The organism is Mangrovibacterium diazotrophicum (genome assembly GCF_003610535.1).
GTDB classification, from domain to species: domain Bacteria; phylum Bacteroidota; class Bacteroidia; order Bacteroidales; family Prolixibacteraceae; genus Mangrovibacterium; species Mangrovibacterium diazotrophicum.
Genome location: NZ_RAPN01000001.1, coordinates 1,284,547 through 1,307,731, shown reverse-complemented (window position 1 = coordinate 1,307,731; position 23,185 = coordinate 1,284,547). Strand labels below are relative to the sequence as shown.

The 23,185-nt window shown below is 45.1% G+C and carries 14 protein-coding genes and 1 tRNA gene; 12 read left to right on the top strand and 3 right to left on the bottom strand.

What is annotated here, in order from left to right; translation table 11 throughout:
- Positions 1-42 precede the first annotated feature (42 nt).
- The gene (locus BC643_RS05230; protein WP_120274154.1) at positions 43-810 is read right to left on the bottom strand and encodes an SOS response-associated peptidase; all 768 of its coding nucleotides are present in this window, start codon (positions 808-810) and stop codon (positions 43-45) included.
- Between the two features lie 268 nt (positions 811-1,078).
- Here BC643_RS05230 and BC643_RS05225 point away from each other — a divergent pair, with 268 nt between their 5' ends.
- The 8 genes from BC643_RS05225 to bglX all read left to right on the top strand — a co-directional run bounded on the left by BC643_RS05225 (position 1,079) and on the right by bglX (position 16,386).
- Positions 1,079-1,633, top strand: a complete 555-nt coding sequence (locus BC643_RS05225; protein ID WP_120272094.1) for an RNA polymerase sigma-70 factor — start codon at positions 1,079-1,081, stop codon at positions 1,631-1,633.
- 66 nt (positions 1,634-1,699) lie between these two features.
- Positions 1,700-2,668 (top strand): FecR family protein, encoded by a 969-nt coding sequence (locus BC643_RS05220; RefSeq protein WP_120272093.1) that lies wholly within the window; start codon positions 1,700-1,702, stop codon positions 2,666-2,668.
- A 163-nt stretch (positions 2,669-2,831) separates the two neighbouring features.
- Positions 2,832-6,152, top strand: coding sequence for a SusC/RagA family TonB-linked outer membrane protein (locus tag BC643_RS05215; protein WP_120272092.1), 3,321 nt, complete (start codon positions 2,832-2,834; stop codon positions 6,150-6,152).
- 21 nt (positions 6,153-6,173) lie between these two features.
- Positions 6,174-7,685: a RagB/SusD family nutrient uptake outer membrane protein gene (locus tag BC643_RS05210; protein WP_120272091.1), complete on the top strand. Its 1,512-nt coding sequence runs from the start codon at positions 6,174-6,176 to the stop codon at positions 7,683-7,685.
- A 154-nt stretch (positions 7,686-7,839) separates the two neighbouring features.
- Positions 7,840-10,074: a cellulase family glycosylhydrolase gene (locus BC643_RS05205; RefSeq protein ID WP_120272090.1), complete on the top strand. Its 2,235-nt coding sequence runs from the start codon at positions 7,840-7,842 to the stop codon at positions 10,072-10,074.
- 39 nt (positions 10,075-10,113) lie between these two features.
- Positions 10,114-12,405, top strand: coding sequence for a beta-glucosidase (locus BC643_RS05200; protein WP_120272089.1), 2,292 nt, complete (start codon positions 10,114-10,116; stop codon positions 12,403-12,405).
- Between the two features lie 32 nt (positions 12,406-12,437).
- Positions 12,438-14,081, top strand: coding sequence for an alpha-L-rhamnosidase-related protein (locus BC643_RS05195; RefSeq protein WP_120272088.1), 1,644 nt, complete (start codon positions 12,438-12,440; stop codon positions 14,079-14,081).
- Between the two features lie 31 nt (positions 14,082-14,112).
- The gene (gene bglX / locus BC643_RS05190; RefSeq protein WP_211337990.1) at positions 14,113-16,386 is read left to right on the top strand and encodes a beta-glucosidase BglX; all 2,274 of its coding nucleotides are present in this window, start codon (positions 14,113-14,115) and stop codon (positions 16,384-16,386) included.
- A gap of 187 nt (positions 16,387-16,573) precedes the next feature.
- Here bglX and BC643_RS05185 read toward each other — a convergent pair.
- A tRNA-Arg gene (locus BC643_RS05185) sits at positions 16,574-16,645 on the bottom strand.
- 160 nt (positions 16,646-16,805) lie between these two features.
- On the opposite strand from BC643_RS05185, the gene BC643_RS05180 reads away from it, so the two are divergent.
- Complete coding sequence (locus BC643_RS05180) at positions 16,806-17,594, top strand: HD domain-containing protein (RefSeq protein ID WP_170154458.1); 789 nt, start codon at positions 16,806-16,808, stop codon at positions 17,592-17,594.
- A gap of 38 nt (positions 17,595-17,632) precedes the next feature.
- Positions 17,633-17,842 (top strand): (2Fe-2S)-binding protein, encoded by a 210-nt coding sequence (locus tag BC643_RS05175; RefSeq protein ID WP_120272086.1) that lies wholly within the window; start codon positions 17,633-17,635, stop codon positions 17,840-17,842.
- Positions 17,843-17,890: 48 nt separating this feature from the next.
- Here the strand turns inward: BC643_RS05175 and BC643_RS05170 are convergent, their stop codons facing one another.
- Positions 17,891-18,754 carry a TIGR01777 family oxidoreductase gene (locus BC643_RS05170; RefSeq protein ID WP_120272085.1) on the bottom strand — a complete coding sequence of 288 codons (864 nt, stop codon included), beginning with the start codon at positions 18,752-18,754 and terminating at the stop codon, positions 17,891-17,893.
- Positions 18,755-18,949: 195 nt separating this feature from the next.
- Here BC643_RS05170 and BC643_RS05165 point away from each other — a divergent pair, with 195 nt between their 5' ends.
- Together BC643_RS05165 and BC643_RS05160 are read left to right on the top strand one after the other, a co-directional pair.
- The gene (locus tag BC643_RS05165; RefSeq protein WP_120272084.1) at positions 18,950-21,358 is read left to right on the top strand and encodes a penicillin-binding protein 1A; all 2,409 of its coding nucleotides are present in this window, start codon (positions 18,950-18,952) and stop codon (positions 21,356-21,358) included.
- A 44-nt stretch (positions 21,359-21,402) separates the two neighbouring features.
- The gene (locus BC643_RS05160; RefSeq protein WP_120272083.1) at positions 21,403-23,181 is read left to right on the top strand and encodes a chloride channel protein; all 1,779 of its coding nucleotides are present in this window, start codon (positions 21,403-21,405) and stop codon (positions 23,179-23,181) included.
- The last annotated feature ends 4 nt before the right edge of the window (positions 23,182-23,185 follow it).

The window sequence follows — 23,185 nt, the reverse complement described above, 5'->3', positions numbered from 1 at the left end:
GAATAAGCTCATGCCATGCTACAGTTGGAGCGGACAAGGTGATTAAAATAGACTTAAATTTCCTTGGTTAGCTTCCAGCTCAGGGTAAAATACCTTTTTGTTTACTTCCGGTACATTTCCCAAAGCGTTTTTGCCGCTAAGCGGACCAACCGTATACGAATTCATTTTATCTTGATTGTAAGGCACAATCAGCGACTTGATGGTTTTTTTGTCTGAGTCCGAATTGATTGGTTTAAGCCATTCGTCTGCGTACTCTTCCGGCAGGATGACTGGCATTCGTGGCCCCTCTAACTTCGGATTGTTATGAATTTTCGACATCATTGGATTTCCGGTAGTTGTCACAATCGAAAATGTGTTCATGATTTCTCCAGTTTCACTATTGGCCCAGTCGTTCCAAAGTCCCGCGAATATCATTGGTGATTCGTCCTTTTTGAAGATGTAGTACGGGTATGTTTTGTTTTTGAAATGATGATATTCGTAAAATCCATCAACATAAATCAGGCATCGCTTATTTTTTGCAGACTCCCGGAATGATGGTTTTTCGAAAATACTTTCGCCTCTCGCGTTCAGCGTTTTATTCCAAATCGAAATGTCTTTGGTCCAGCTGGGTAATAAGCCCCAGGTCGATTCAAGCGGGATAAAAGGCTCCGTATTTGTGTAGATCAATACTTTAGGATGTTGAAAACCTGAAGCATAATAAAGATCCGAAACCTGTAAGTTGAGCGGTTGTGCCTCTCCTTTTTGGTAGTTCTTCCTGGTGGCAAATCGCCCCAACTGATTCTTTATTTTTGTCCGGATAGAATAACACATCACTTCCAGCTTTTGATTTGGTTAACGACTTTGTTATTAAAACAGACTGATTATTAGAATGTTTATGCCCAATCATTTTGGTTGGGCATAAAAAGGATCGTGGGAGTATCGGTTATGATGCAAATCAAATTTGCGCGAGGAGGCTACCTGGAATGAATAAGTATGGAAAATACTCTATTTCTCATTAATCGCGGTGAACGAATCGAAGAGGTTCCATGGAAAATTGTTATCATTACAATCAAATTAAACGGAAGTAATAGGCTCCCTTATGCCGCAAGAGTTTGACGAATATTTGTTTGTTACGAAGATGAAAGGAGGAGACTTTGGAGCCTTTGAGCATCTTTTTTCCCATTACTACCAGCCTTTGTGTAATTATGCGGTTCGTTTTGTTGCGGATATCTATGTCGCAGAAGATGTTGTTCAGGATGTTTTCGAGAAACTTTGGAATAATCGAAAGCAACTGAATGTTAAAATTACGATTAAAGCATACCTCTACACAGCCGTAAAAAACAGGTGTTTGAATAAAATTAAGTCGGCCAGCGTCAGAATAGACTATTATAAAATGGCGAAAACTGAAGAGGATTTATCGGTTAATTTGTCCGAAATAGAATCTGAAGAATTTCGTCAGTATTTATTTGATTGTATCGAGAAGCTTCCTCCCCGCTGCAAGGAAATTTTCAAAGAAAGTCGGTTTGACGACGAGAAACAGGAAAAAATTGCAGAAAAAAATCACATTTCGATAAAGACGGTTAAAGCTCAGATTGGTAAGGCTTTAAAATACGTTAAGGAGTGTCTGGAAACAGCCTACCCTGAATTTATTTGAAAAAAATACGAAGTCGGAGTAAGACCTTTTGCTTTTACAAATGTCTCAGAGGTAAAAGCAAACCAAATGAAGGCCATTTACGAACTATTCCTCGCGATCCTTTCCGATAGCGCTTCTGACGAAGAGAGAACTCTTTTTCAGAAAGAAATGACCCAGCCGGAAAATCAAGCTCTTTTTGAAAAAGTAAAAGCCATCTGGAACGAATCCTCGAATCTTCAGGGGTATCACAAAGTAGATCAGAAACGTGCTTTTGCCGAACTCAATCGGAAGCTTGAGGCGAAAAAGCGGGATCGGAAACGATTCTTCCTGACATCAGGTATAAGCGTAGCCGCAAGCGTGCTATTGATGATCGGACTATTCACCTGGATTCAGTTTGGCAATACTCCCCAAAATGCGGTGATTGCAGTTCAAACTGAATTAGGAAACCGCACCCTTGTTTACCTGCCCGATAGTACTAAAGTTTGGCTAAACTCGCTTTCTCAGCTGTCGTACTCCAATACGTTCGGCAAAGATTCGAGAGAAGTAAAATTAACGGGCGAAGGGTTTTTTGAAGTAACACATAGCGATGTTCCATTCGTTGTCGACGTCAAGGATTTTCAAATTAAGGTTTACGGAACCAAATTCAATGTTTCGGCTTACAAGGAAGATCCTGAAGTACTAACGGTGTTGCAGCAAGGCTCAATCGGGATCAACTCACCGGGGATGAAAGAGATAAAGCTCGAACCCGGACAAATGGCCACTTTCCAAAAGAAGAAAAAGCAGTTTTTACTTGCCGAGGTTAATCCCGGAGAGTATAGTTCGTGGACGAGTAACAAAATGTACCTGCACGAAGAAGACATGGGATCGCTGGCCCGGAAACTGGAGCGAAAATTCAATGTAGACATTGAATTTTACCCGGAAAGCATTGCTCAGGAAATCCACTACTCTGGTGTATTCGACGTTGAAAATGTCGAAGAAATCTTAGATGCAATATCACTTGCAAGTGAGTTAAATTATAAAAAAGAAGGGAATCATTATTTAATCAAACGAAACTAAAGGAAAAACCGCCGAGTGCTCCAACACATGGCGGTTTGAATGAATTATCACCTAACTGCTCCAACAGTAGGTAATTACTAATCTAATAACAACCAAAAGTATGAAAAAAAACTGGATTGTGAGGTCCTTATTGAGTCCTCATGTCAAAATGCTTTTACGAATTATGAAACTAACATTCGTTTTTGTTGTATTGCTCTCGCTCACGGTGTCTGCGAGTGTCTATTCACAACAATCAAAATTCTCACTAAACCTAAAAAACGTATCGATACGTGAAGTGCTTCGGCAGGTCGAAGAACAAACCCAATATAAGTTTTTGTTGCAGGATGAACGTCTGAATATTGACGAAAAGGTCAATGTCAATGTTGATCAGGCAAATATTGAAGCGCTCCTGGAGGAGGTCTTCGTCAACCAAAAAGTAAAATACACGATTACCGACAAAAATTTGATCATTATTACGCCATCGACCAGTAAAAATTCCGGGCAAGCTGTTCAGCAGCAAACGGGAAAAGTGACTGGGTTGGTTACTGATGCCGCCGGAAGCCCGCTGCCAGGAGTGACAGTGGTCTTGAAAGGGACTACAACAGGTACGATTACAGATTTTGAAGGTCGTTATACAATCGGAGGATTGACCAGCGAAAGTGTCTTGCTATTCTCATTCGTCGGTATGGGCAGCCAAGAATTTACAGTTGGGGAGTCGCCTGAGATTAATGTGGTAATGCGGGAAGACGCCGTTGGTTTGGACGAAGTTGTTGCGATTGGATACGGTTCTCAATCCAAACGAAATATTACCGGTGCGATTCAGAATATCGAAACGGAAGATTTGGAAAGTATTCCAACAGCGCAGCTGACTCAAAAATTGCAGGGTAAGTTAGCCGGTGTACAAATCAACCAAACAACCGGTATTCCGGGACAGGGAATGTCAATTCGAATTCGCGGTCAGGCTTCTATTTCCGCCGGAAACGATCCGCTTTACGTCGTTGATGGATTTCCGTTGACGGGCGACATTGCCAACATCAACCCGGATGAAATTGAATCAATTTCTGTTTTGAAAGATGCTTCGTCAACAGCATTGTATGGATCTCGCGCGGCAAACGGTGTTGTGCTGATCACAACAAAGCAGGCAAAGTTTGGTAAGTCCAGTATGAGCGTGAGCGCCTATGCTGGTGTTCAGATGGTGCCTGAAAAAGGGCGTCCGGATATGATGAATGCCCGGGAGTTTGCCAAGTTTAAGAAGGAAATCTTCGAGGAAAACGGCTGGAGTGTTCCGGAGATGTACCAAAATCCGGATCAATACGGTGAAGGAACCGATTGGTTTGATGCCGTTACTCGTGCAGCAGTTATTCAAAATTATTCGGTTAGCTACAGTACAAGTAAAGACAAATTTAAGTCCTCTGTTGTAGCAGGTTATTTCGATCAGGAAGGTATCCTGTTGAACTCAGATTACAAACGCTTTTCGTTGCGCGTGAACTCTGAATATAAATTCAACGATAAAGTAAAAGTTGGGGTGAACGTTTCCAATACGGTAACAACCAACAATACTCCTCAGAGTGATGGTATTTGGTACAACTCACCAAGTATTGTTCAGTCGGCAATTTTAACGTCACCCTTGGCGCCGTATATTAATGAGGACGGAACGATTCCTGTGAATACCGGAACATGGTCGGGCACAACTGGCGAAACCGGAACTTACGGGACTTCGCCCGGGCCAAACTGGTACAACCAGGTGCAGATCGTGAAGAACAAAACCAAAAACATCGGTTTGCTGGCAACTGGTTTTGTAGAGTACGAGCCAATTACCGGCTTAAAGTACAAGTCATCGATTGGTGTTGATTTGGGTAACAATGTGAACGACTTCTTTTACCCTGCAGCAGCTGGTAGTATTTTCAACCCCGGTAATCCGGACGACGCTTCCCGTATTTATGCCACGCACAGCAACTCGTACGGTTATTCCTGGTTGTGGGAAAATACGTTGACCTACAATAAGGAAATTAATGATCATAACTTCGAAGTTTTGGCTGGTTACACAGCGCAGCGCGCCCATGGTGAGAGCGGATATCTTTACGGAACCGGCTTCCCGGATGATCGTGTGCAAACCCTGAATGCAGCAACGACAATCACCGGAAATACTGATATCCAGGATTGGGCTTTGGCTTCCTTGATTAGCCGCATCAATTACAACTATAAAAATCGATACCTGGTTTCATTGGCTTATCGTCGTGATGGTTCTTCTCGTTTTGGATCTCAAAATCGCTGGGGTGATTTCCCATCAGGTTCGCTTGGTTGGGTGGCCTCCGAAGAAGGATTTATGTCGGCAGTTCCTCAAATTTCTTTCCTGAAACTGAGAGGTAGCTGGGGTGTAACCGGTAACAACAACATCGGTAACTACACGCAGTATTCCAATATCGTGGATACCAACAATCCGGTAAACGGCGTGATCACTAACGGGAAAAGTCTCGCAGGTTTAAATAATGAAGATTTGGGCTGGGAAAATACAACGGAGGTTGACTTCGGTCTTGACCTGGGATTGTTCGATAATCGAATTTCGGTGACCTACGACTACTTCAGAAGAATTACAGACAACTTGCTCTACACGGTAGACATTCCAATATCCTCTGGCTTCTACAGTTTTACGACCAACGTTGGAAAAATCAAGTTGTGGGGACACGAGGTCACCATTAACACCAAAAACTTAACCGGTAAGTTTAAGTGGGACACCGATTTCAATATCGCCTTTAACCGAAACGAAGCTCTTGAGTTGGGGACAACCAATGCAACGATTTATGGCGACTATACAATTACTGAAGTCGGACAGCCGCTGGGACAACTTTATGGTCTGGAATGGGACGGATTGTACTATACCCAGGAAGAAGTTGACGCAGTCGGACGCCAGGGAGCTGAAGTTGGTACCATCAAGTTTAAGGATCAGGATGGCGATGGATGGGTATACAACGACGACCGTGATAAAACAGTTTTGGGTAGTGCCGCTCCCAAAGCGATTTATGGTTTGACCAACACATTCTATTACAAAAACTTCGATTTGGCAGTTGTTTGCCAAGGCGCATACGGGCATAAGATCTTTAACCTGATGGATCGTTTTGCGGCAAACCTCGATGGTAACTTCAATGTGTACAAAGCGGTTGATCGTCGCTGGAGATCGGCTGATGATCCCGGAGATGGTAAATACGGTAAAGTAAAATCGGGAACAACCGGTTACGAACGCGACTGGGCCGGTTCTCAATGGCTTTACGATGCCAGTTACTTCACCATCAAAAACATCACTTTAGGTTACAACCTGCCCTTGAAGCGTATCAATAACATTAAAAGTGTGCGCGTCTACGGAAGTATTCAACAGGCTTTTGTGTTTACAAAATACCCGGGTAACAACCCCGAAGTTTCGGCTGCGGGTGGAATCAATTCGGGCGCTGATGCAACGACTTACCCTGTTCCGAGAACTTTCACCTTTGGTCTTAATCTAAACTTCTAAAACTAATTAAACGGACTTGATATGAATACAAAGAAATTAATATACCTGGTATTGGGAGTGTGTTTGGGCCTGACTTCCTGCTCAGACGATTTCCTGACGCTTTACCCGGAAACGGTGATTTCCGCCGGCGACTTTTATGAGACTGAGGCTGATTTTCAGCTGGCTATTGTGGGGAACTATGTTCCGCTGCGAAACTTATACGGAACAGGTGCAGCCGATTACGGTGCCTGGTCGATGGGTGAAATGCGCTCGGATAATACCGGCTTTATTTACAATACATCGAACAGAGGTTATGCCGATCGCGAATATGTGGATCAGTTCATTGATGATTCGAACGGCGGTCCTGTTTCTAACAAATATCAAAACGACTTTATCATTATCGGTCGTGCCAACCAGATTTTGAAATATATTGATGATGCCGATATCTCGGATGATGCCAGGAACAACTACAAGGGACAGGCACTCTTCCTGAGAGCTTTTGCCTATTTCGACCTCGTGCAATATTTTGGCGGCGTACCATTGGTGACGACTCCCCCGACCAGTTACGAAGAGACGTTGCAAACGCGTGCGACTGTTGCCGAGATATATACTCAGATTATTGCAGATGCGACATTAGCCGCAGAGATTCTCCCGTCGTTCTCAGAACAGGAGAAAGGATACGTGGCAAATGGTGCCGCTTATACTTTGCTTGGAAATGCTTATCTAGTGCTGGAAGAGTGGGCGAATGCAGAAACTGCCCTGAGCAACGTTTCAGGTTACTCGTTGCAGTCTGATTACGCCGCGATTTTTGATCCGAGTAACAAGAATAATTCGGAGATGATTTTCGAGGTTCAGTACAGCGACGATTTGTCGGCTAGTGCGAACAGTATGTTTGCTTACAACTTTTTACCGATTTTGTCGAATCCCGGCGTTATCAGTGGCTTTCCGAACGGGAACACAAACGGTTACGGTGGATGGAATACCCCGACTCCTGAAATGATTGCTGCGTATGAAAGTGGAGACCTGCGTTTCGATGCTTCTATTCAGTTCTATTCAGGTGAAGGGTACGACAATATTCCTTATGTGAAAAAATATGTGCACGGAGCTGTTCAACATCAGGTAACCGACGATGACTGGCCGGTTTACCGCTACGCTGAGGTGCTATTGATGATAGCCGAAGCAAAGAACGAACAGGGTGACGTTTCGGGAGCTTTGACCTACCTGAATATGGTTCATGCACATTCGCGTACCGGTTTGAGTGCTTTGTCAATTTCTGACCAAACAGCCATGCGCGAGGCCATCATGACTGAACGTCGCGTTGAGTTGGCCTTCGAAAATAAACGCTGGCCTGATTTGGTGCGCTGGGGAAATGCTGCCGAAGTAATGTCAGCTCAGTTTGCAAAAATTAAAGCAAACCCAACAGACTACTATTACCCAGCCGGTGTTGAACTAGCAAGCACAGCATACAATTTTCAGGATTTCAGATTATTGTTCCCAATACCTGAACGCGAAATCAATATCTATCCGAATATTGAGCAAAATCCTGGTTATTAATTCAATTTTTAAAAGCGATTATTGGGCTAAGGCTCAATAATCGCTTTCCTTAAAAACTTACTGTACCCGAATTTGAAAAGCTCGTCTTTTCAGAAATTCAATATGAATTCATGCCCGAGGCATTGAAAATGGTCACTTTACACCTGAACGAATCATGAAAACAAGAACGATTTTTCTACTTCCCATTCTAATCCTGCTCCTTTTTACTGCTGTTGACAAAAGTTACGGACAGTTTGATTCGTCAGACTTTTTGAAAGCGTCGGGCCCTTATGTTCGAAATAAATCGGGAGAAGGAGATGTGGTTGCCCTGCGGGGAACAAACTTGGGCTCGTGGTTGAGCATGGAGTATTGGATCGGTCCACTTGGCTACGGGTTGCTGAACCGGGATAGCTGGACAGCGTCAAACACAAGCTCCGTTTCCGGTGATAATTTAGCCTACATACTGGATGGCGACGAGTCAACCAAATGGAATTCGGGCACCGCGCAGGTCGCTACGGCTGGTCAAGGCATCACAATCGATTGTCAAAAGAATATCGTTTTTGACAAAATTTCGTTGAAGTCTGGCGGAGTAGCGGAAGAATCACCATCCTACTATCGTATCTCGATCTCAACGGATGGTACCAGTTGGACTGAAGTAGCTACCGGATCCGCCACCACCAGCGTGGTTGATGTTTATCTTGGCGCGCTGGAAGCCCGTTACATCAAAATATTGCAGAAAGGGAATTCAACAAGTACCTGGTCTATTGCCGAGTTTTACCTCTACATGAATGACGATTTCACGGTACGGAATGCAACCTATGATCGCTTTGGAGTAGATAAAGCCGATGAACTTTGGGATTATTATCAGGATCAGTGGATCACGACGGTTGATCTGGACAGTATTAAAGCGATGGGAATGAATATGGTTCGTGTTCCGTTTTATTGGATGGAAGTGATGAACAACGACGGCTCGATTAAAGCCAATGGGTTTAAACAGTTGGATTGGGTTGTTGAGCAATGCTCCCAGCGGGAAATTTATGTTATGCTCGATTTGCACGGAGCTCCGGGTGGTTTGGACGGCTATATCACGAGTGGACAGGCGACAACCAACGAATTGTGGAACGATCCGGAATCGCAGCAAATGACGGTTGATTTGTGGAAAGCAGTTGCCACCCATTTCAAAGGTGAACCTGCAGTTTGTGCGTACGATCTGATGAACGAACCTGTGAGTAGCAACTCATCGTTCACAACGAGCGATATGTATGATCTCATATACAAGGCCGTTCGTGCCATCGATGCCGATCATATTATTTCGGTACAGGCCTTTTATAACTTCGATATGATTGATTCGCCAAGCCAGCGCGGATGGGAGAATATGCTATATCAAGCACATTATTACAATACCGACTACTACAACTGGGATTCCCAAAATGGATTTATCAACTGGGCTTTGGGCGATATGGCCTGGCATCAATTGCAATGGAACACACCGGTTCTTGCGGGCGAGTACAACTTCTGGAATAACCTCGATTTGTGGAGCAAATGGATGAACGGCATGAACTGTTTTAACGGCGCCTGGTCGAACTGGACTTACAAAAACATTACTTCAACCCTGAACTGGGGATTGTATCTCGGAAATACCAATACAACTCCCGACTTAAACTGGGATAGCGAAGAACTGATCAAACAGAAATGGGACAAGTTTGTGACTTCCAAGTTTCGTAGAAATGCCGGTTTAATCGATACAATCCGAAGCTATACGACGAGTGTTCCTTATCGCGGTATTGGTGATTACATCAGTTTTGAAGCTTATAACTATACATACATCAGCTCCGAAAGCGGAAATTCGGCCATGACCTGCAGTTCGACCAGTTTGACTGATGACAAATATTTTTTGGTTGTTGATGCCGGTGATGGGATGATTGCCTTGAAAGGTAATAACGGAAAATACGTGAGTTCGAACAACGGGACCAGTTCGATGACCTGCGACAAAGATGAAATCGGTGAAAACGAAAAGTTTTATTGGATTGATTTAGCCAGCGGGAAAATGGCCCTGCTTGGAAAAGGAGGCTTTGTTTCAATGGAAGGGGGAAGTATTCCGATTAATGCTAACCGGACCGGAATTGACGGTTGGGAAGTTTATTACTGGGGAAAGAAAGATATCAGTACTTCGGTAAACGACATTAAAAGTTCGTCAAGCGTTTTCCCCAATCCTTTATCCCAGGATCGCACATTGAACTACACCATAGACAACCTGGATGAAACAGAATTAGCTATTTATAACACCAATGGTGTCAAGATTTTTGATCAGCTTGTTAACGGAACCGGATCAGTGGATCTTTCATTTCTACATGCCGGAGTCTACTATTTAAAGATGGGACAGTTGCTGGAAAAGCTGGTCGTTTTGTAACTACAAACCAATAAATCATACTCCAGATAAATATTCAAGATGAAACAAATAACGAATAAGCTTAACACATTGAGAACGATCGGGCTTGCGGGAATTGCAGCAATGCTCGTTAGTTGTTCGCCTTCGGGCCAAAACATTCGTTTAGGAAAATCAACCAACCAGGAAGTGATTGCGGCGATGACCTTGGAGGAAAAAGCCCAACTTCTGGTAGGCGACGATCCCGGCTTTCCCCGTGGTTATCCCTCCGGTTTTGGTGGTGCAGATACCTTGTTCGATTCGCAACCGCCGGTGGTGGGACAAACCAAAAAATTAGTGCCCGGTGCTGCCGGAACAACCTTTGCTATTCCTCGTTTGGGAATACCGGCTATCGTATTGGCTGATGGTCCTGCAGGTGTGCGTATCGATCCGATGCGTCCTGACACCACAAAAACATTTTATGCGACGGCATTCCCGATCGAGTCGTTGCTGGCTTGTAGTTGGGATACCAATTTGGTTCGCCAGGTTGGAGTTTGCATGGGAACGGAAGCCAAAGAATATGGAGTCGACATCTTATTGGGGCCGGCATTAAATATTCACCGCAATCCACTCGGTGGGCGTAATTTTGAATATTATTCAGAAGATCCGGTTGTGTCAGGAGAGATGGCTGCAGCCATGGTCAATGGTGTTCAGTCGGTTGGCGTAGGAACTTCAATTAAACACTTTGCGGCCAACAACAACGAGACAAACCGCATGTCGATCAATGCAGAAATCGACGAGAAAACATTGCATGAAATTTATCTCAAAGGTTTTGAGATTGCGGTTAAGAAATCGAATCCCTGGACGGTGATGTCGGCTTACAACAAAATTAAAGGTGTTTATTGTTCCGAGAATCCTGTTTTGCTGGATTCGATCTTGCGAAAGGATTGGGGCTTCACCGGCTTTGTGATGACTGACTGGTTTGCCGGACGAGACCGGATTCAACAAGTGAAGGCTGGGAACGACCTGCAAATGCCGGGAAGCAAATATATTGCTGAACAGATTGCAGAAGCTGTTCAGAATGGTGATTTGGATGAAGCCGTTGTAGACCGGAATATTGATCGGATTCTCAATATTATCAAACAAACGCCCCGTTTCAATGGCTATGATTACAGCGACAATCCTGATCTCAAGGCGCACGCCAAAATTGCGGCACAAGCAGCTACCGACGGGATGGTGCTGCTTAAAAACAACCGGAATACGCTTCCGCTGGGTAAGGCGATTTCTAAAATTGCAGCATTCGGTATCGCTAGTTTTGAGACGATTTCACGAGGTACCGGCAGTGGAAATGTGAACAGTGCGTACACCGTCTCGATAAAGCAAGGACTTGAAAAGTCTGGCTACGGGATTCCGGCTGAGTTTGAAAAAGCCTATGCCGAGCATGTTCAAGCCGAGAAGGAGCGGATTGGGGAGAAGAAGTCGTATTTCGATCCCGATATCATGTTGCAGGAAAAGAATTGGAGCGAAGCGGAACTGAAGCAGTTTGCAGCTGAATGCGATCTGGCTTTGTTTACTATTTCCCGAACTTCAGGAGAATTTGCCGATCGTAAAGTGGCGGATGATTTTCAGCTCACCGATATTGAGCAACAAATGATCCGTAAGCTTTCAAAAGCCTTCCATGCACAAGGAAAGAAACTGGTCGTTGTTTTGAATATTGGTGGAGTGATTGAAACCGCTTCCTGGAAAAATGAGGCAGATGCGATTGTGCTGGCTTGGCAACCCGGGCAGGAAGCCGGAACGGCGATTGCCCAAATCCTTTCCGGTGACGTGACCCCATCCGGTAAATTGACGATGACTTTCCCTGTGAAGTACGGTGATGTTCCTTCTTCAAACTTTTTTCCTGATCCGTCAACTAATCCGCAGCAAACTGATTACACGGAAGGAACTGCGGTTGGTTACCGGTACTATCGGGGAGCAGATGTTGCCACTTCTTACGAATTTGGTTTCGGTCTGTCGTACAACGACTTTACGTACAACAATCTTTCGGTGGATTCGCTCCCGGATCATAAATTCCAGATCGAGCTGAGCGTAACGAATACCGGGGTAAACAACGGGAAGGAAGTGGTTCAGCTTTACCTGAAATCAAAAGACTCGAGAATGATTCAGCTGAAACATTTTGCGAAAACCGCCTTATTAAAACCCGGAGAATCCGAAACCCTGAAATTTGAGGTCACAGCGCAAGATTTGGCAGAATATGATCCCGGTCAGAAAGCCTGGAGCGCGGAGCCCGGTACTTACGACGTCCTCATTGGCGCTTCGTCCCAAGATATTCGGCTGAGAACAGCGATCGAGCTCGGTAAACAAGTTATCTTTTAACCACCAATAATCAACTTCAGAAATATTACATCATGCAGAAAATAAACTACCAAATTTTTATCCTTGTCCTTTTGTTGGCCGTATCCGGTCGGGCAATGGCTCAAAACTATTACCCAAACGGAAAACAATGGGTTGAAAAGGCTGAAGCTTTAAAACCGAAACTTACGGAAACGATTGTTAAGCCAACAACTCTGGTTGAGTTAGTCAAAAATGAGGACGCTTTTCAAGGCTGGGAGGCGAAAAATATAGCACCAATTGATTCGCTGTACAACAAATCAATCCGGCAAATTAAAGAAGTGGTTGTCGATCTTGGCGACCATTACACGGGCTATTTCACGTTTAACTTGAAGACAATTTGGGGTGCAGCTGATTCGCCTGTTCGGTTCCGGTTTACTTTTAGCGAAGTTCCGGCCGAGTTAGCAACACCTTTTGACCCTTTCCCGGGAGCAATCAGCCGCGCCTGGTTGCAGGACGAGCAAATGACAATTATGAATGTTCCTTCAACCAACACCTTGACTCGGCGGGTTTCTTGCCGCTACATCAAAATTGAATTGTTGGGAGCCTCGCCTTATTTTGATTTTGGAATCAGCGACATTCAGTTTAAGGCATTAACCTCAGCAGTTAAACAGCCGGAGGCATTGGCCGCCTCGACTTCTCCAATCGTAAAAAAGATTGATGAAATCGGTTTGAAGACGCTGAAAGAATGTATGCAGACGGTTTACGAAGATGGTCCCAAACGCGATCGCCGCTTGTGGGTTGGCGATATGTATTTGGAATCACTTGCGAATGTTTACTCCTATGAAAATCACAATCTGACTAAAAGATGTCTCTATATTTTGGCCGGGTTAAGCGATGACGAAGGTTATGTTTTGGGAACTATTTTTGAAGAGCCGGAGCCACATCCTCAAGCCGGTCAACGTTTGATGGACTATTCGTTGCTGTATAATGTAAGCCTGAAAAACTACCTGCTTGCAACTGATGATAAAGCCACGGCTGAAGAATTGTGGCCGGTTGCCAAACGTCAGTTGGATATCATTAAAAACTATGTGGGAGATGACGGTTTGGTTGACTATGAACGGGCCAATAAAGAGTGGTGGTTGTTCTTCGATTGGAAAGATGGGCTGAATAAAAATGCGGCCATCCAGGGATTAATGATTTTCGCTTTAAGCGAAACTTTCGACTTGGCTGAAGCTTTGGGCAAAACGGATGAAATCGCCGAAGTTCCGGCTTTGATTAAAAAGATGAAAAAGGCCGCTCTGGCTAATTTGTATAACACGAAGACCGGGATGTTTGCCTGTGGTGACGACCAGCAAATCTCGTACGCATCCCAAATTTGGATGATCCTCGGAGGCGTGCTCAATGAGAAGCAAAGCCAGAAAGTATTGACGGCAGTGATGAATACGCCGGAAGCTCTTTCCCCGGGCGGCCCTTACATGTATCACTATCTCATTCAGGCACTAATTAATTCGAACATGCAGGCCAAAGCCAAAGAGTTGCTGGTAAATTATTGGGGCGGAATGGTTGAGAAAGGCGCGGATACATTCTGGGAAGTTTATGATCCAAACAACGATTTTCTGTCACCGTACAACTTTTTCCCGATCAACAGTTATTGCCATGCCTGGAGTTGTACGCCGGTTTATTTTATCCGCAAATACCCCGAAATCTTTCAGCAATAAACAGGCAAGAACTTTAAACGAATAGCAGATCATGAAATTTACTGGTAGTCAACGATTGTCAGCGTTAATCTTATTGGCTTTTTTTTGCCCGATCTGCCTTTGGGCAGGAGGAGTTAATGCTGACAAATCGATAGAGCGAAAACTATTTATTGATGCTCTGATGTCGAAGATGACATTGGATGAAAAACTAGGCCAACTAAATCTCCTTGCCTGGGATGGCAGCCTCCAAACCGGAGCTGCTGCCAACTCCGGTGTGAGCGAGAAAGTGAAGAACGGACTTGTTGGCGGTCTTTTCAATATCGAATCGAAGTCAACTCGGATGGAGATTCAGAAGCTGGCAGTTGAACAATCGCGCTTGGGGATTCCGATCATTTTTGCGCAGGATGTCATCCACGGGCACCGTACGGTTTTTCCTATTCCGCTGGCGCTGTCGTGCAGTTGGGATACGGAATTGATTGAACGTACCGCCCGCGCAGCAGCAACAGAGGCGGCAAGTGACGGAATCGACTGGGTGTTTTCGCCGATGGTTGACGTGTCACGTGATCCTCGTTGGGGGCGTGTTGCTGAAGGTGCCGGAGAGGATCCGTACCTGGGCTCGTTAATCGCGAAGGCAATGGTGAAAGGCTATCAGGGGGAAGACATGGCTCAACCCGGAGCGGTGATGGCTTGTGTGAAACATTTTGCGCTCTACGGCGCTGGCGAAAGCGGTCGCGACTACAACACGGTGGACATGAGCGAAATCAAGATGTTTCAGGATTACCTGCCTCCGTACCGGGCAGCTGTGGATGCGGGAGTCGGTTCTGTGATGACTGCCTTTAACGACATCAACGGAGTTCCGGCAACTTCCAACAAATGGCTGATTGACGATGTGCTGCGGAAAGACTGGGGCTTCGATGGTTTTATCGCCACCGACTATACGGCTATCCGCGAGATGGGAGCTCATGGTATTGGCGATCTCGAAACTTGCTCTGCATTGGCATTGGACGCTGGTATCGATATGGATATGGTGAGCGAGGGCTTTGTTAATACACTGAAAAACTCGCTTGAAAAAGGCACTGTCAGCATGGACGAAATCGACCAGGCTTGCCGCCGCGTTCTCGAAGCCAAATATCAGCTTGGTTTGTTTGACGATCCGTTTTTGAGATTGAAAGACAACATCGCAGAGGAAGGACAGAATGAGGAATTTATGAATCTCGCGCTGGAGGCAGCCCGTAAGTCTGCGGTATTACTGAAAAATGAAAGTTCGGTTTTGCCATTGACGAAAGGGCAGAAGATCGCGGTGGTTGGTCCATTGGCCGATTCGAAAAAGGCAACCATGGGAACCTGGGTGTTGAATGGTGATACCTCGCAGGTGATCACGGTGCTTGAAGGGCTGAGAAAGCGAACAGCAGTTAGCTATGTCAAAGGCGCCCGTTTAACTGATGACGAAGCGTTGGCAAAGCTGATTGGTTACCCGATGGATGAGCAAAGCAGTGAGGAGCTGATTGAAGAGGCCATCGAAGTAGCTACGTTTGCTGATGTGGTCGTCGCCGTTTTGGGCGAATCTGCAGTGATGAACGGTGAAGCAGCCAGTTTGGCCGATATTAACCTGCAGGCTTCGCAGAAAGAGCTGTTGCAAAAGCTGGTTGAAACCGGAAAACCGGTGGTGCTTGTTTTGCTAACCGGACGGCCGCTCACGCTGGAGTGGGAAGACGCAAACTGTGCCGCAATCCTGCAATGTTGGTCGGCAGGTTCGCAAACCGGCAATGCCGTGGCAGACATTCTTTACGGCGATTTCAACCCTTCCGGAAAATTAACCATGTCGTTTCCGCGTAAAGTGGGGCAGGTGCCGGTGTACTACAGTATGAAAACCACTGGCCGTCCGTTTTGGGAAGGCGTGAAATATACGAGTCGCTACCTCGACGTTCCCAATACGCCACTTTATCCGTTTGGATTTGGCTTAAGTTATACCTCGTTTGATGTGAGCGATATTCAGCTGGACAAGAATGCTTTTGCAGAGAATGATACGCTAACGGCTACGATTAACCTGACCAACACCGGTGAAATGGCCGGCGAGGAAACGGTTCAACTTTACTTGCGGGATTTGGAGGCTTCGGTTACCCGACCACGAAAAGAGTTAAAACATTTTCAAAAGGTTTTTCTGAAACCGGGTGAAACAAAGACTGTTCGATTTAAAATTACGGTCGACGATCTGATGTTTTATAATTCGGAATTGGAGTACCAGGCGGAAGCCGGAGAATTCAGAGTTGAGATTGGATTGAATTCAGAAAGTACGAAAACAGCGATATTTGAATTTGTTGATTAGCTAGATATCTTCCGAATTGTCTTTGTATTGATCGAAGCAAAATCGTAAGTTTTCAAAAATACAAACGACTTTGAAAAGAAACTTCTTTTGATATACAGAAGTTGATAGCAAGGTTAAATTGGCGAAATATTTAGAAGATTTTTATTCGCTTTAAAACAACAAAAGCCGCGGAAACCGCGGCTTTTTGTGACCCCAACGAGACTCGAACTCATATCGTCAGAACCGGAATCTGATATTCTATCCATTGAACTATGGGGCCGAAAGCGATGCAAAAATAGTAAAACATTCTTTTCCCCCGTATAATTTTTAAAAAACTTCAGCACCATTAATAAGCGGGTGACTGTTAATAAAATGGTTTGCACTTTCGGTCATAAACCAACGAAATAATCTATTTTTGCCTTCAATTGCGAATGTTATTTATGAGTCATACTAAGCTTGATGAAGGGAAAGAGTTTTTCGGGGAACTGGCGAAGAAGTTTATAAAAGCCTCCGACTTCTCTGTTTCTGAGAATTTACAAATGAAGAGAGACCACTCGTTGCGGGTGGCAGCCAATTGTCTTTACCTGGCCAAAGCTCTGGAACTGGAGCCCGAGGATCAGCATATCATTGAATTAATTGGTTTGCTGCACGATGTTGGTCGTTTCGTTCAATTTGAAAAATACAAACACTTCGATGATACGACATCCGAGGATCATGCTGAATTGAGTATTCAACTGATTTCGGAGCAGGAGTTCTTTCTCAAAATGGAAGAGGAAGAGCGCAAATTGATAACGGAAGTGATTGCCGGTCACAACAAATTCAGCTTTTCATCGAAAGAAAAAAAGGTGATGTTGTTTGCTCAAATCCTTCGCGATGCCGACAAAATGGACAATTGGGAACTGGCTGTTTCCTTACTGAAACGTGACGGAACATTCAGCCTGCCAACCATCAGCTACAACCTGCCCAAAATGGGATTGGCCAGCGATGCTGTATTAAAAAGCCTGATTGCTGAAAAACCGGTTCTGAAAAAGGACCTTCAATCGTTAGCCGATTTTAAACTTTTTCTGATGTCTTTGGTTTATGATCTTAATTTTAAAGCCAGTTTCGTTTGGGTAACCGACAGGCAGCTGATTAAGAAGATTTACGACACCATGACCAAGGGTGATAAAGTGATTGACGCTTATCGGAAAATACGTCTGCATATCGAGAACAGACTGACGGAGAAATAAGCAAGAAAGAAACGAAAACAGAAAAAGTAGATTGGAACATGAGTAACCGTTTGGTTTGTATTTGTAATATGGTTTCGGAGCAGGAAATCATTAATGAGTTGAAAAAAGGAGCGTTGGATGCAACAGACATCCAATATGCTACGCGCGCCGGAACCAGCTGCGGCAAATGCCTGATGACGATTGATCAGATTATTGAAGAGTACCAGGCAACGCAACCCCAGGATCAACAGGGGAAGTTGAATTTTTAAGTAAAAGAAAGTATTACAATAGAATAGCTCTGCCAAGGCAGGGCTTTTTTAGTTTTTTAGAATTTGATCGAGCGCTTTTTCAATCGTCGGGTAGCTGAACGTGAAGCCGGCTTCTTTCAGGCGTTTGGGGTTTACAGTCGCTCCTTCCAGCAGTAGTCCGGAAGCTTTCCCAAACACCAGACGAATGGCAAATGCTGGAGCGGGCGCAAGTGCGGGGCGATTTAGCGTTTGAGCAAAGCACTTCGTAAATTCGGCGTTATTGATCGACTTTGGAGCGACCAGGTTGTAAATGCCGCTGTAGTTCTCATCGGTCAGGGCTGTTTCGAAAGCCGACACCAAATCATCAATATGGACAAACGGAAAGGCCTGTTGGCCCGAACCGATTTTACCGCCCAACCCTGCTTTGAATAAAGGTCGCAATTGCTTCACCGTTTGTGATTCCTTTGCGAGCACAACACCAATCCGGAAAATCACTCGACGCGTTGAGGGAGGAATCGACTCGGACGCTTTTTCCCAGCCCAGAACAACTGTTCCCGTAAATCCGCGATCAAACTCTTTGCTCGATTCATCGTGCTCCAGCCCGGTTTGGTAAATACCAACTGCTGATGCGGAAATGAATACTTTGGGACGTTGGGCTGCGGGAATCTTCCGAATGGTTTCCGTCAAATTCAATGTGGTATCGACCCGGCTGCTGTAGATGGTCCGCTTGTTGTTGGCTGTCCAGCGTTGCAAAATTGGTGCTCCTGCTAAATTAATCACGGCATCGCATCCGGTAAGGAGATCTGCCAAACCTTTTTCCGGATTGTAAAGTAAATCTCGTTTTAGTGCCACGCATGTATGCCCTTTCAATTGAAGCGAAGCGATCAATTGTTGTCCAATAAAACCTGAAGCTCCTGTAATACCAACTTTCATAGTTATTTCAATAAACGGGTGGAACTATAATGACAATTATTTTTGGGAAAAGTTTGTCGATTCCTTTAGAAATAGTCGAGTCGTTTTGGCATTATTGTATAGTTTTGAGCTCGAAAGATAGCGGTACAATTATTGATTGTAAGAATAAGTTCATATCGGTATCTCAATACGAAAAAGGGAAATAAACAAAATCATATGCCTCCTCGGAAATCTACATCGAAGTCTTCAGCAAAAGCAAAACCACGTAAAAAAGCAAGTAGCGGACGTCGTAAAAAGTCCTCCAAGAAGTCGTCGATTGGGCGGCGCTTTCTCATGTTAATGTTGAAGATAGCAGCGGTGGGAATCATTCTTTTTGCACTTTTCTTCACAGCTGTTTACCTGGGATTTTTAGGCTATGTTCCGAGCACCTCGCAGTTGCACGATATCAAAAATCCACAGGCCTCGGAAGTCTTCTCGCAGGAAGGAAAATTGCTGGGGCGTTATTATACCGAAAACAGGAGTAATGTTCGCTACGACGAGATTTCGCCTAACGTGATTCATGCCCTGGTTGCAACCGAGGATTCACGCTTTTACGAGCACCGCGGGGTTGATGAAGTGGCGCTGATGCGTGTTTTTGTGAAATCAATTCTCCTGCAGGATCACAGTGCCGGAGGTGGAAGTACCTTGAGCCAGCAGATTGCAAAAAACCTTTTCCCCCGCAATAGTCTGGGTGTTTTTTCGATGCCGGTCAACAAACTCCGCGAATCGATTATTGCCTACCGTCTGGAGCGCATTTATACCAAAGAAGATATCCTGACGCTTTACCTGAACACCGTTCCGTTTGGTGAAAATATCTATGGTATTGAAGTGGCCGCTGAGCGTTTTTTTAACAAGTCGCCGAAAGATTTGACAGTTGATGAAGCAGCAGTGTTGGTGGGAATGTTGAAAGCCAATAATTATTACAACCCCCGATTACACCCTGAACGCTCTAAAGAACGCCGGAATGTGGTGATCGGGCAGATGGTAAAAAATGAATACCTCTCGGAGGCACAAGGAAAAGTCTTCCAGGAGAAGCCGCTGACCTTGCGTTATCGTCGGATTTCGTACAACGAAGGCCCGGCTCCGTACTTCCTGGAAATGTTGAAGCCGGAATTGCTGGAGTGGTGTAAGAGTCATAAAAAGGAAAACGGCGATCCGTACAACTTATACAACGACGGGTTGAAAGTGAAAACAACTGTCAACTACGATTACCAGTATTTTGCCGAGCAATCGGTGAAAGAATACATGAAGAGTTTGCAGAACGTATTCAACAACCATTGGAAAGGTTCTACTCCCTGGTCGCGCAAACCTTCGGTGCTGGAGCGCGCTATGAAACAATCGGAACGCTACCGGAAGATGAAGGCAGCCGGAAAATCAGAGGCTGAAATTAAAGCCGCTTTCAACCAAAAACGTGATATGGTGCTGTTCGATTGGACAGGCGACAAGCAAGTTGTGGCAACACCACTGGACTCGGTGAAGCATTATTTGAGCCTGTTGAACGCCGGATTTTTAGGACTTGAGCCATCAACCGGTGAGGTGAAAGCCTGGGTTGGCGGAATCGATTTTCGCTACTTCAAATACGACCATGTGAACTCGCAGCGACAGGTCGGTTCAACCTTTAAACCATTTGTTTACCTGGCCGCCTTGCAGAATGGTTTGGAACCTGACGATTATTTTTCAAATGAGCGTAAAGTTTACCACGACTACCAGGATTGGTCGCCGCAAAACTCACACCCGGATTATGAAGGCTATTACTCGATGGAAGGAGCACTGGCCAAATCGATCAACACGGTTGCTGTGGAGGTTTTGATGGAAACGGGCATTGACGAGGTGATTGAAACAGCCCGCGAACTGGGTATTTCAGCCGAGCTTCCTGAATTTCCTTCTTTGGCTTTGGGAGTAGCATCTATCAGTTTGAAAGATATGGTTTCGGCTTATGCCACGATTCTGAACGACGGTGTTTACATCGAGCCGCATTACCTGGTTTCAATTGAAGATGCACAAGGCAAGGTATTGGACAAATTTGCCAAGCCTGAGCCGATCAAAACGTCGCTGGATCCGGAGAATTGCCGTATGCTTGTTCACATGATGCAGTCGGTTATCTCGAATGGAACCGGTAGCCCGATTCGAACAGCTTACCACGTTGGTGGCGATTTTGCGGGTAAAACCGGAACAACACAGGATCAAACCGATGGTTGGTTTGTGGGGATGAATCCGGGACTGGTTACCGGTTGCTGGGTTGGAGCTGATGATCCGTCGATTCACTTCCGTACCATCACATACGGCCAAGGCGGTTACATGGCGCTTCCGATTGTCGGGAAGTTTTACACCAAGTTGTATGCTGATACGCGCTACAAGCGCTTGCAATACGCTTCTTTCCGCGAACCAGCTCCCCGTTTGCTGGCGAAGCTCGATGTGGAGCCGTACCGGGAGGATTTGCCTGCCGGATCAATCGGTGATTTGATTGGCAATATCTTTAAAAAGAAAGATCAGTCGGACAGAGATCAGTCGGATGGGGAAACGCATAAAACAGAGAAGAAAAAAGTTTGGGAATCGATCAAGGATATCTTTAAAAAGAAGAAATAGATTCTTAACTTATAGTCTTTTCCGAAGCACTAATTTCGAAAAAGATGCCAAACAAGCTCTCTTATGCAGCCCGCTTTCATCGCTGGAGACTTCGACACCTGAGCGAACGGAAATTCATCATTCTGTTGAGTGTTGTTATTGGCGTCATTGTTGGCATTCTGGCAACCTTGCTGAAGAACTTCGTTTGGAAATTGCAGGATCTGGTAAACCTGGTCATTGAAAAGAACGAGGGAAACTCCATCTATTTTATTTTGCCTATTGTCGGCATTTTGCTGACCGTTCTGTTTGTTCGGTTTATCGTGCGAAAACCCGTCCGGCCGGGTATTCCAAATGTTTTGCACAGTATCTCGCGACGCAAGGGCGATCTGAGCCGTCACAACCTTTACAGCTCGATGGTATCCAGTGCGCTCACGGTTAGTTTCGGAGGCTCGGTGGGACTGGAGGGCCCAACCGTTGTTTCAGGTGCTGCCTATAGCTCGGTGCTTTCGCGTTTCTTCCATTTGGATTACCGCAGTACTATTTTGATGCTGGCTTGCTCGTCGGCAGCGGCAATGGCGGCCATTTTTAAAGCTCCGATTGCGGCAATCGTTTTTGCAGTTGAAGTCATCATGATCGATCTGACCACTTTTTCGCTGGTTCCGCTGCTGCTTTCTTCTTCAGCCGCGGTCATGACTTCCTACTTTTTCATGGGACATGATGTGCTTTATCCGTTTGATGTCAAGTCAAGCTTCGTGGTAAACGATCTTCCTTATTACATCGCGTTGGGAATCCTGACGGGAGTTGTTTCTGCTTATTTCACAAAGATTAACATTTATATAACAAATCGTTTTGAGAAGATTCCGGGCTTGTGGAATCGATTGCTCTACGGGGGGCTATTGCTTGGTTTCCTGATCTTTTTGTTCCCGTCACTCTATGGTGAAGGATATCTGGCGATCAATGCTTGCCTGGCCGGCGATTACAGTTATTTATACAATAACTCGGTTTTCTTTTACCTGAAAGATCACTTTTTTTTGATGGTTATCTTGCTGGCAGCCATTAGTTTGTTGAAGGTTGTGGCAACCTCGCTGGCCTTTGGAAGCGGGGGAGTTGGAGGCATCTTTGCACCCACACTTTTCACAGGTGTGAATGTTGGGGCGGTGTTCGCTGTATTGGTTGATCGATTTGGTAATCAGCAGATTGATAAGAATAACTTTGCCTTGATTGGCATGGCTGGATTGATTGCGGGAGTACTGCATGCACCGCTGACCGGTATCTTCCTGATCGCCGATATCTCGGGTGGCTACCTGTTATTTGTACCGTTGATGATTACGGCAACCTTTTCATTTTTAACAGTTAAGGCCTTTGCGCCCAAGTCGGTTTATCACGCTCAGCTGGCACAACGCCGGGAATTGATGACACACGACAAAGACAAGAATATTCTGCAGATGATGGAGGTCAAGAAATTAGTTGAAACAGATTTTGTTACTTTGCACCCCGATGCCACCCTCCGTGACTTAACGGAGGCAATTTCCACCGCACACCGGAATATTTTTCCGGTGGTCGACGATGAAGGTTACCTCAAGGGCATGGTCAAAATGGATGACATCCGACATTTAATATTTAAGCAGGAACTATATGACTCGGTTAAGGTGAGCGAACTGATGTATTTACCCGAGCATTTTATTTCGACTGCTGATTTGATGGAACAGGTTGTTGAAAAATTTGAAGTGACAGGACGCTACAACATCGCTGTTATTGACGAAGGAAGATACATCGGTTTTATTTCGCGGGCCCGGGTTTTTTCTTCTTATCGGAAAAAAATGAGTCATTTTTCATATGAATAAGCTT

Coding starts and splice junctions, on each gene's coding strand:
- BC643_RS05225 (WP_120272094.1), top strand. CDS start 1,079: ATGCCGCAAGAGTTTGACGAATATTTGTTTGTTACGAAGATGAAAGGA.
- BC643_RS05205 (WP_120272090.1), top strand. CDS start 7,840: ATGAAAACAAGAACGATTTTTCTACTTCCCATTCTAATCCTGCTCCTT.
- BC643_RS05195 (WP_120272088.1), top strand. CDS start 12,438: ATGCAGAAAATAAACTACCAAATTTTTATCCTTGTCCTTTTGTTGGCC.
- BC643_RS05230 (WP_120274154.1), bottom strand. CDS start 810: ATGTGTTATTCTATCCGGACAAAAATAAAGAATCAGTTGGGGCGATTT.
- BC643_RS05215 (WP_120272092.1), top strand. CDS start 2,832: ATGAAACTAACATTCGTTTTTGTTGTATTGCTCTCGCTCACGGTGTCT.
- BC643_RS05175 (WP_120272086.1), top strand. CDS start 17,633: ATGAGTAACCGTTTGGTTTGTATTTGTAATATGGTTTCGGAGCAGGAA.
- BC643_RS05160 (WP_120272083.1), top strand. CDS start 21,403: ATGCCAAACAAGCTCTCTTATGCAGCCCGCTTTCATCGCTGGAGACTT.
- BC643_RS05165 (WP_120272084.1), top strand. CDS start 18,950: ATGCCTCCTCGGAAATCTACATCGAAGTCTTCAGCAAAAGCAAAACCA.
- BC643_RS05220 (WP_120272093.1), top strand. CDS start 1,700: ATGAAGGCCATTTACGAACTATTCCTCGCGATCCTTTCCGATAGCGCT.
- BC643_RS05170 (WP_120272085.1), bottom strand. CDS start 18,754: ATGAAAGTTGGTATTACAGGAGCTTCAGGTTTTATTGGACAACAATTG.
- bglX (WP_211337990.1), top strand. CDS start 14,113: ATGAAATTTACTGGTAGTCAACGATTGTCAGCGTTAATCTTATTGGCT.
- BC643_RS05200 (WP_120272089.1), top strand. CDS start 10,114: ATGAAACAAATAACGAATAAGCTTAACACATTGAGAACGATCGGGCTT.
- BC643_RS05210 (WP_120272091.1), top strand. CDS start 6,174: ATGAATACAAAGAAATTAATATACCTGGTATTGGGAGTGTGTTTGGGC.
- BC643_RS05180 (WP_170154458.1), top strand. CDS start 16,806: ATGAGTCATACTAAGCTTGATGAAGGGAAAGAGTTTTTCGGGGAACTG.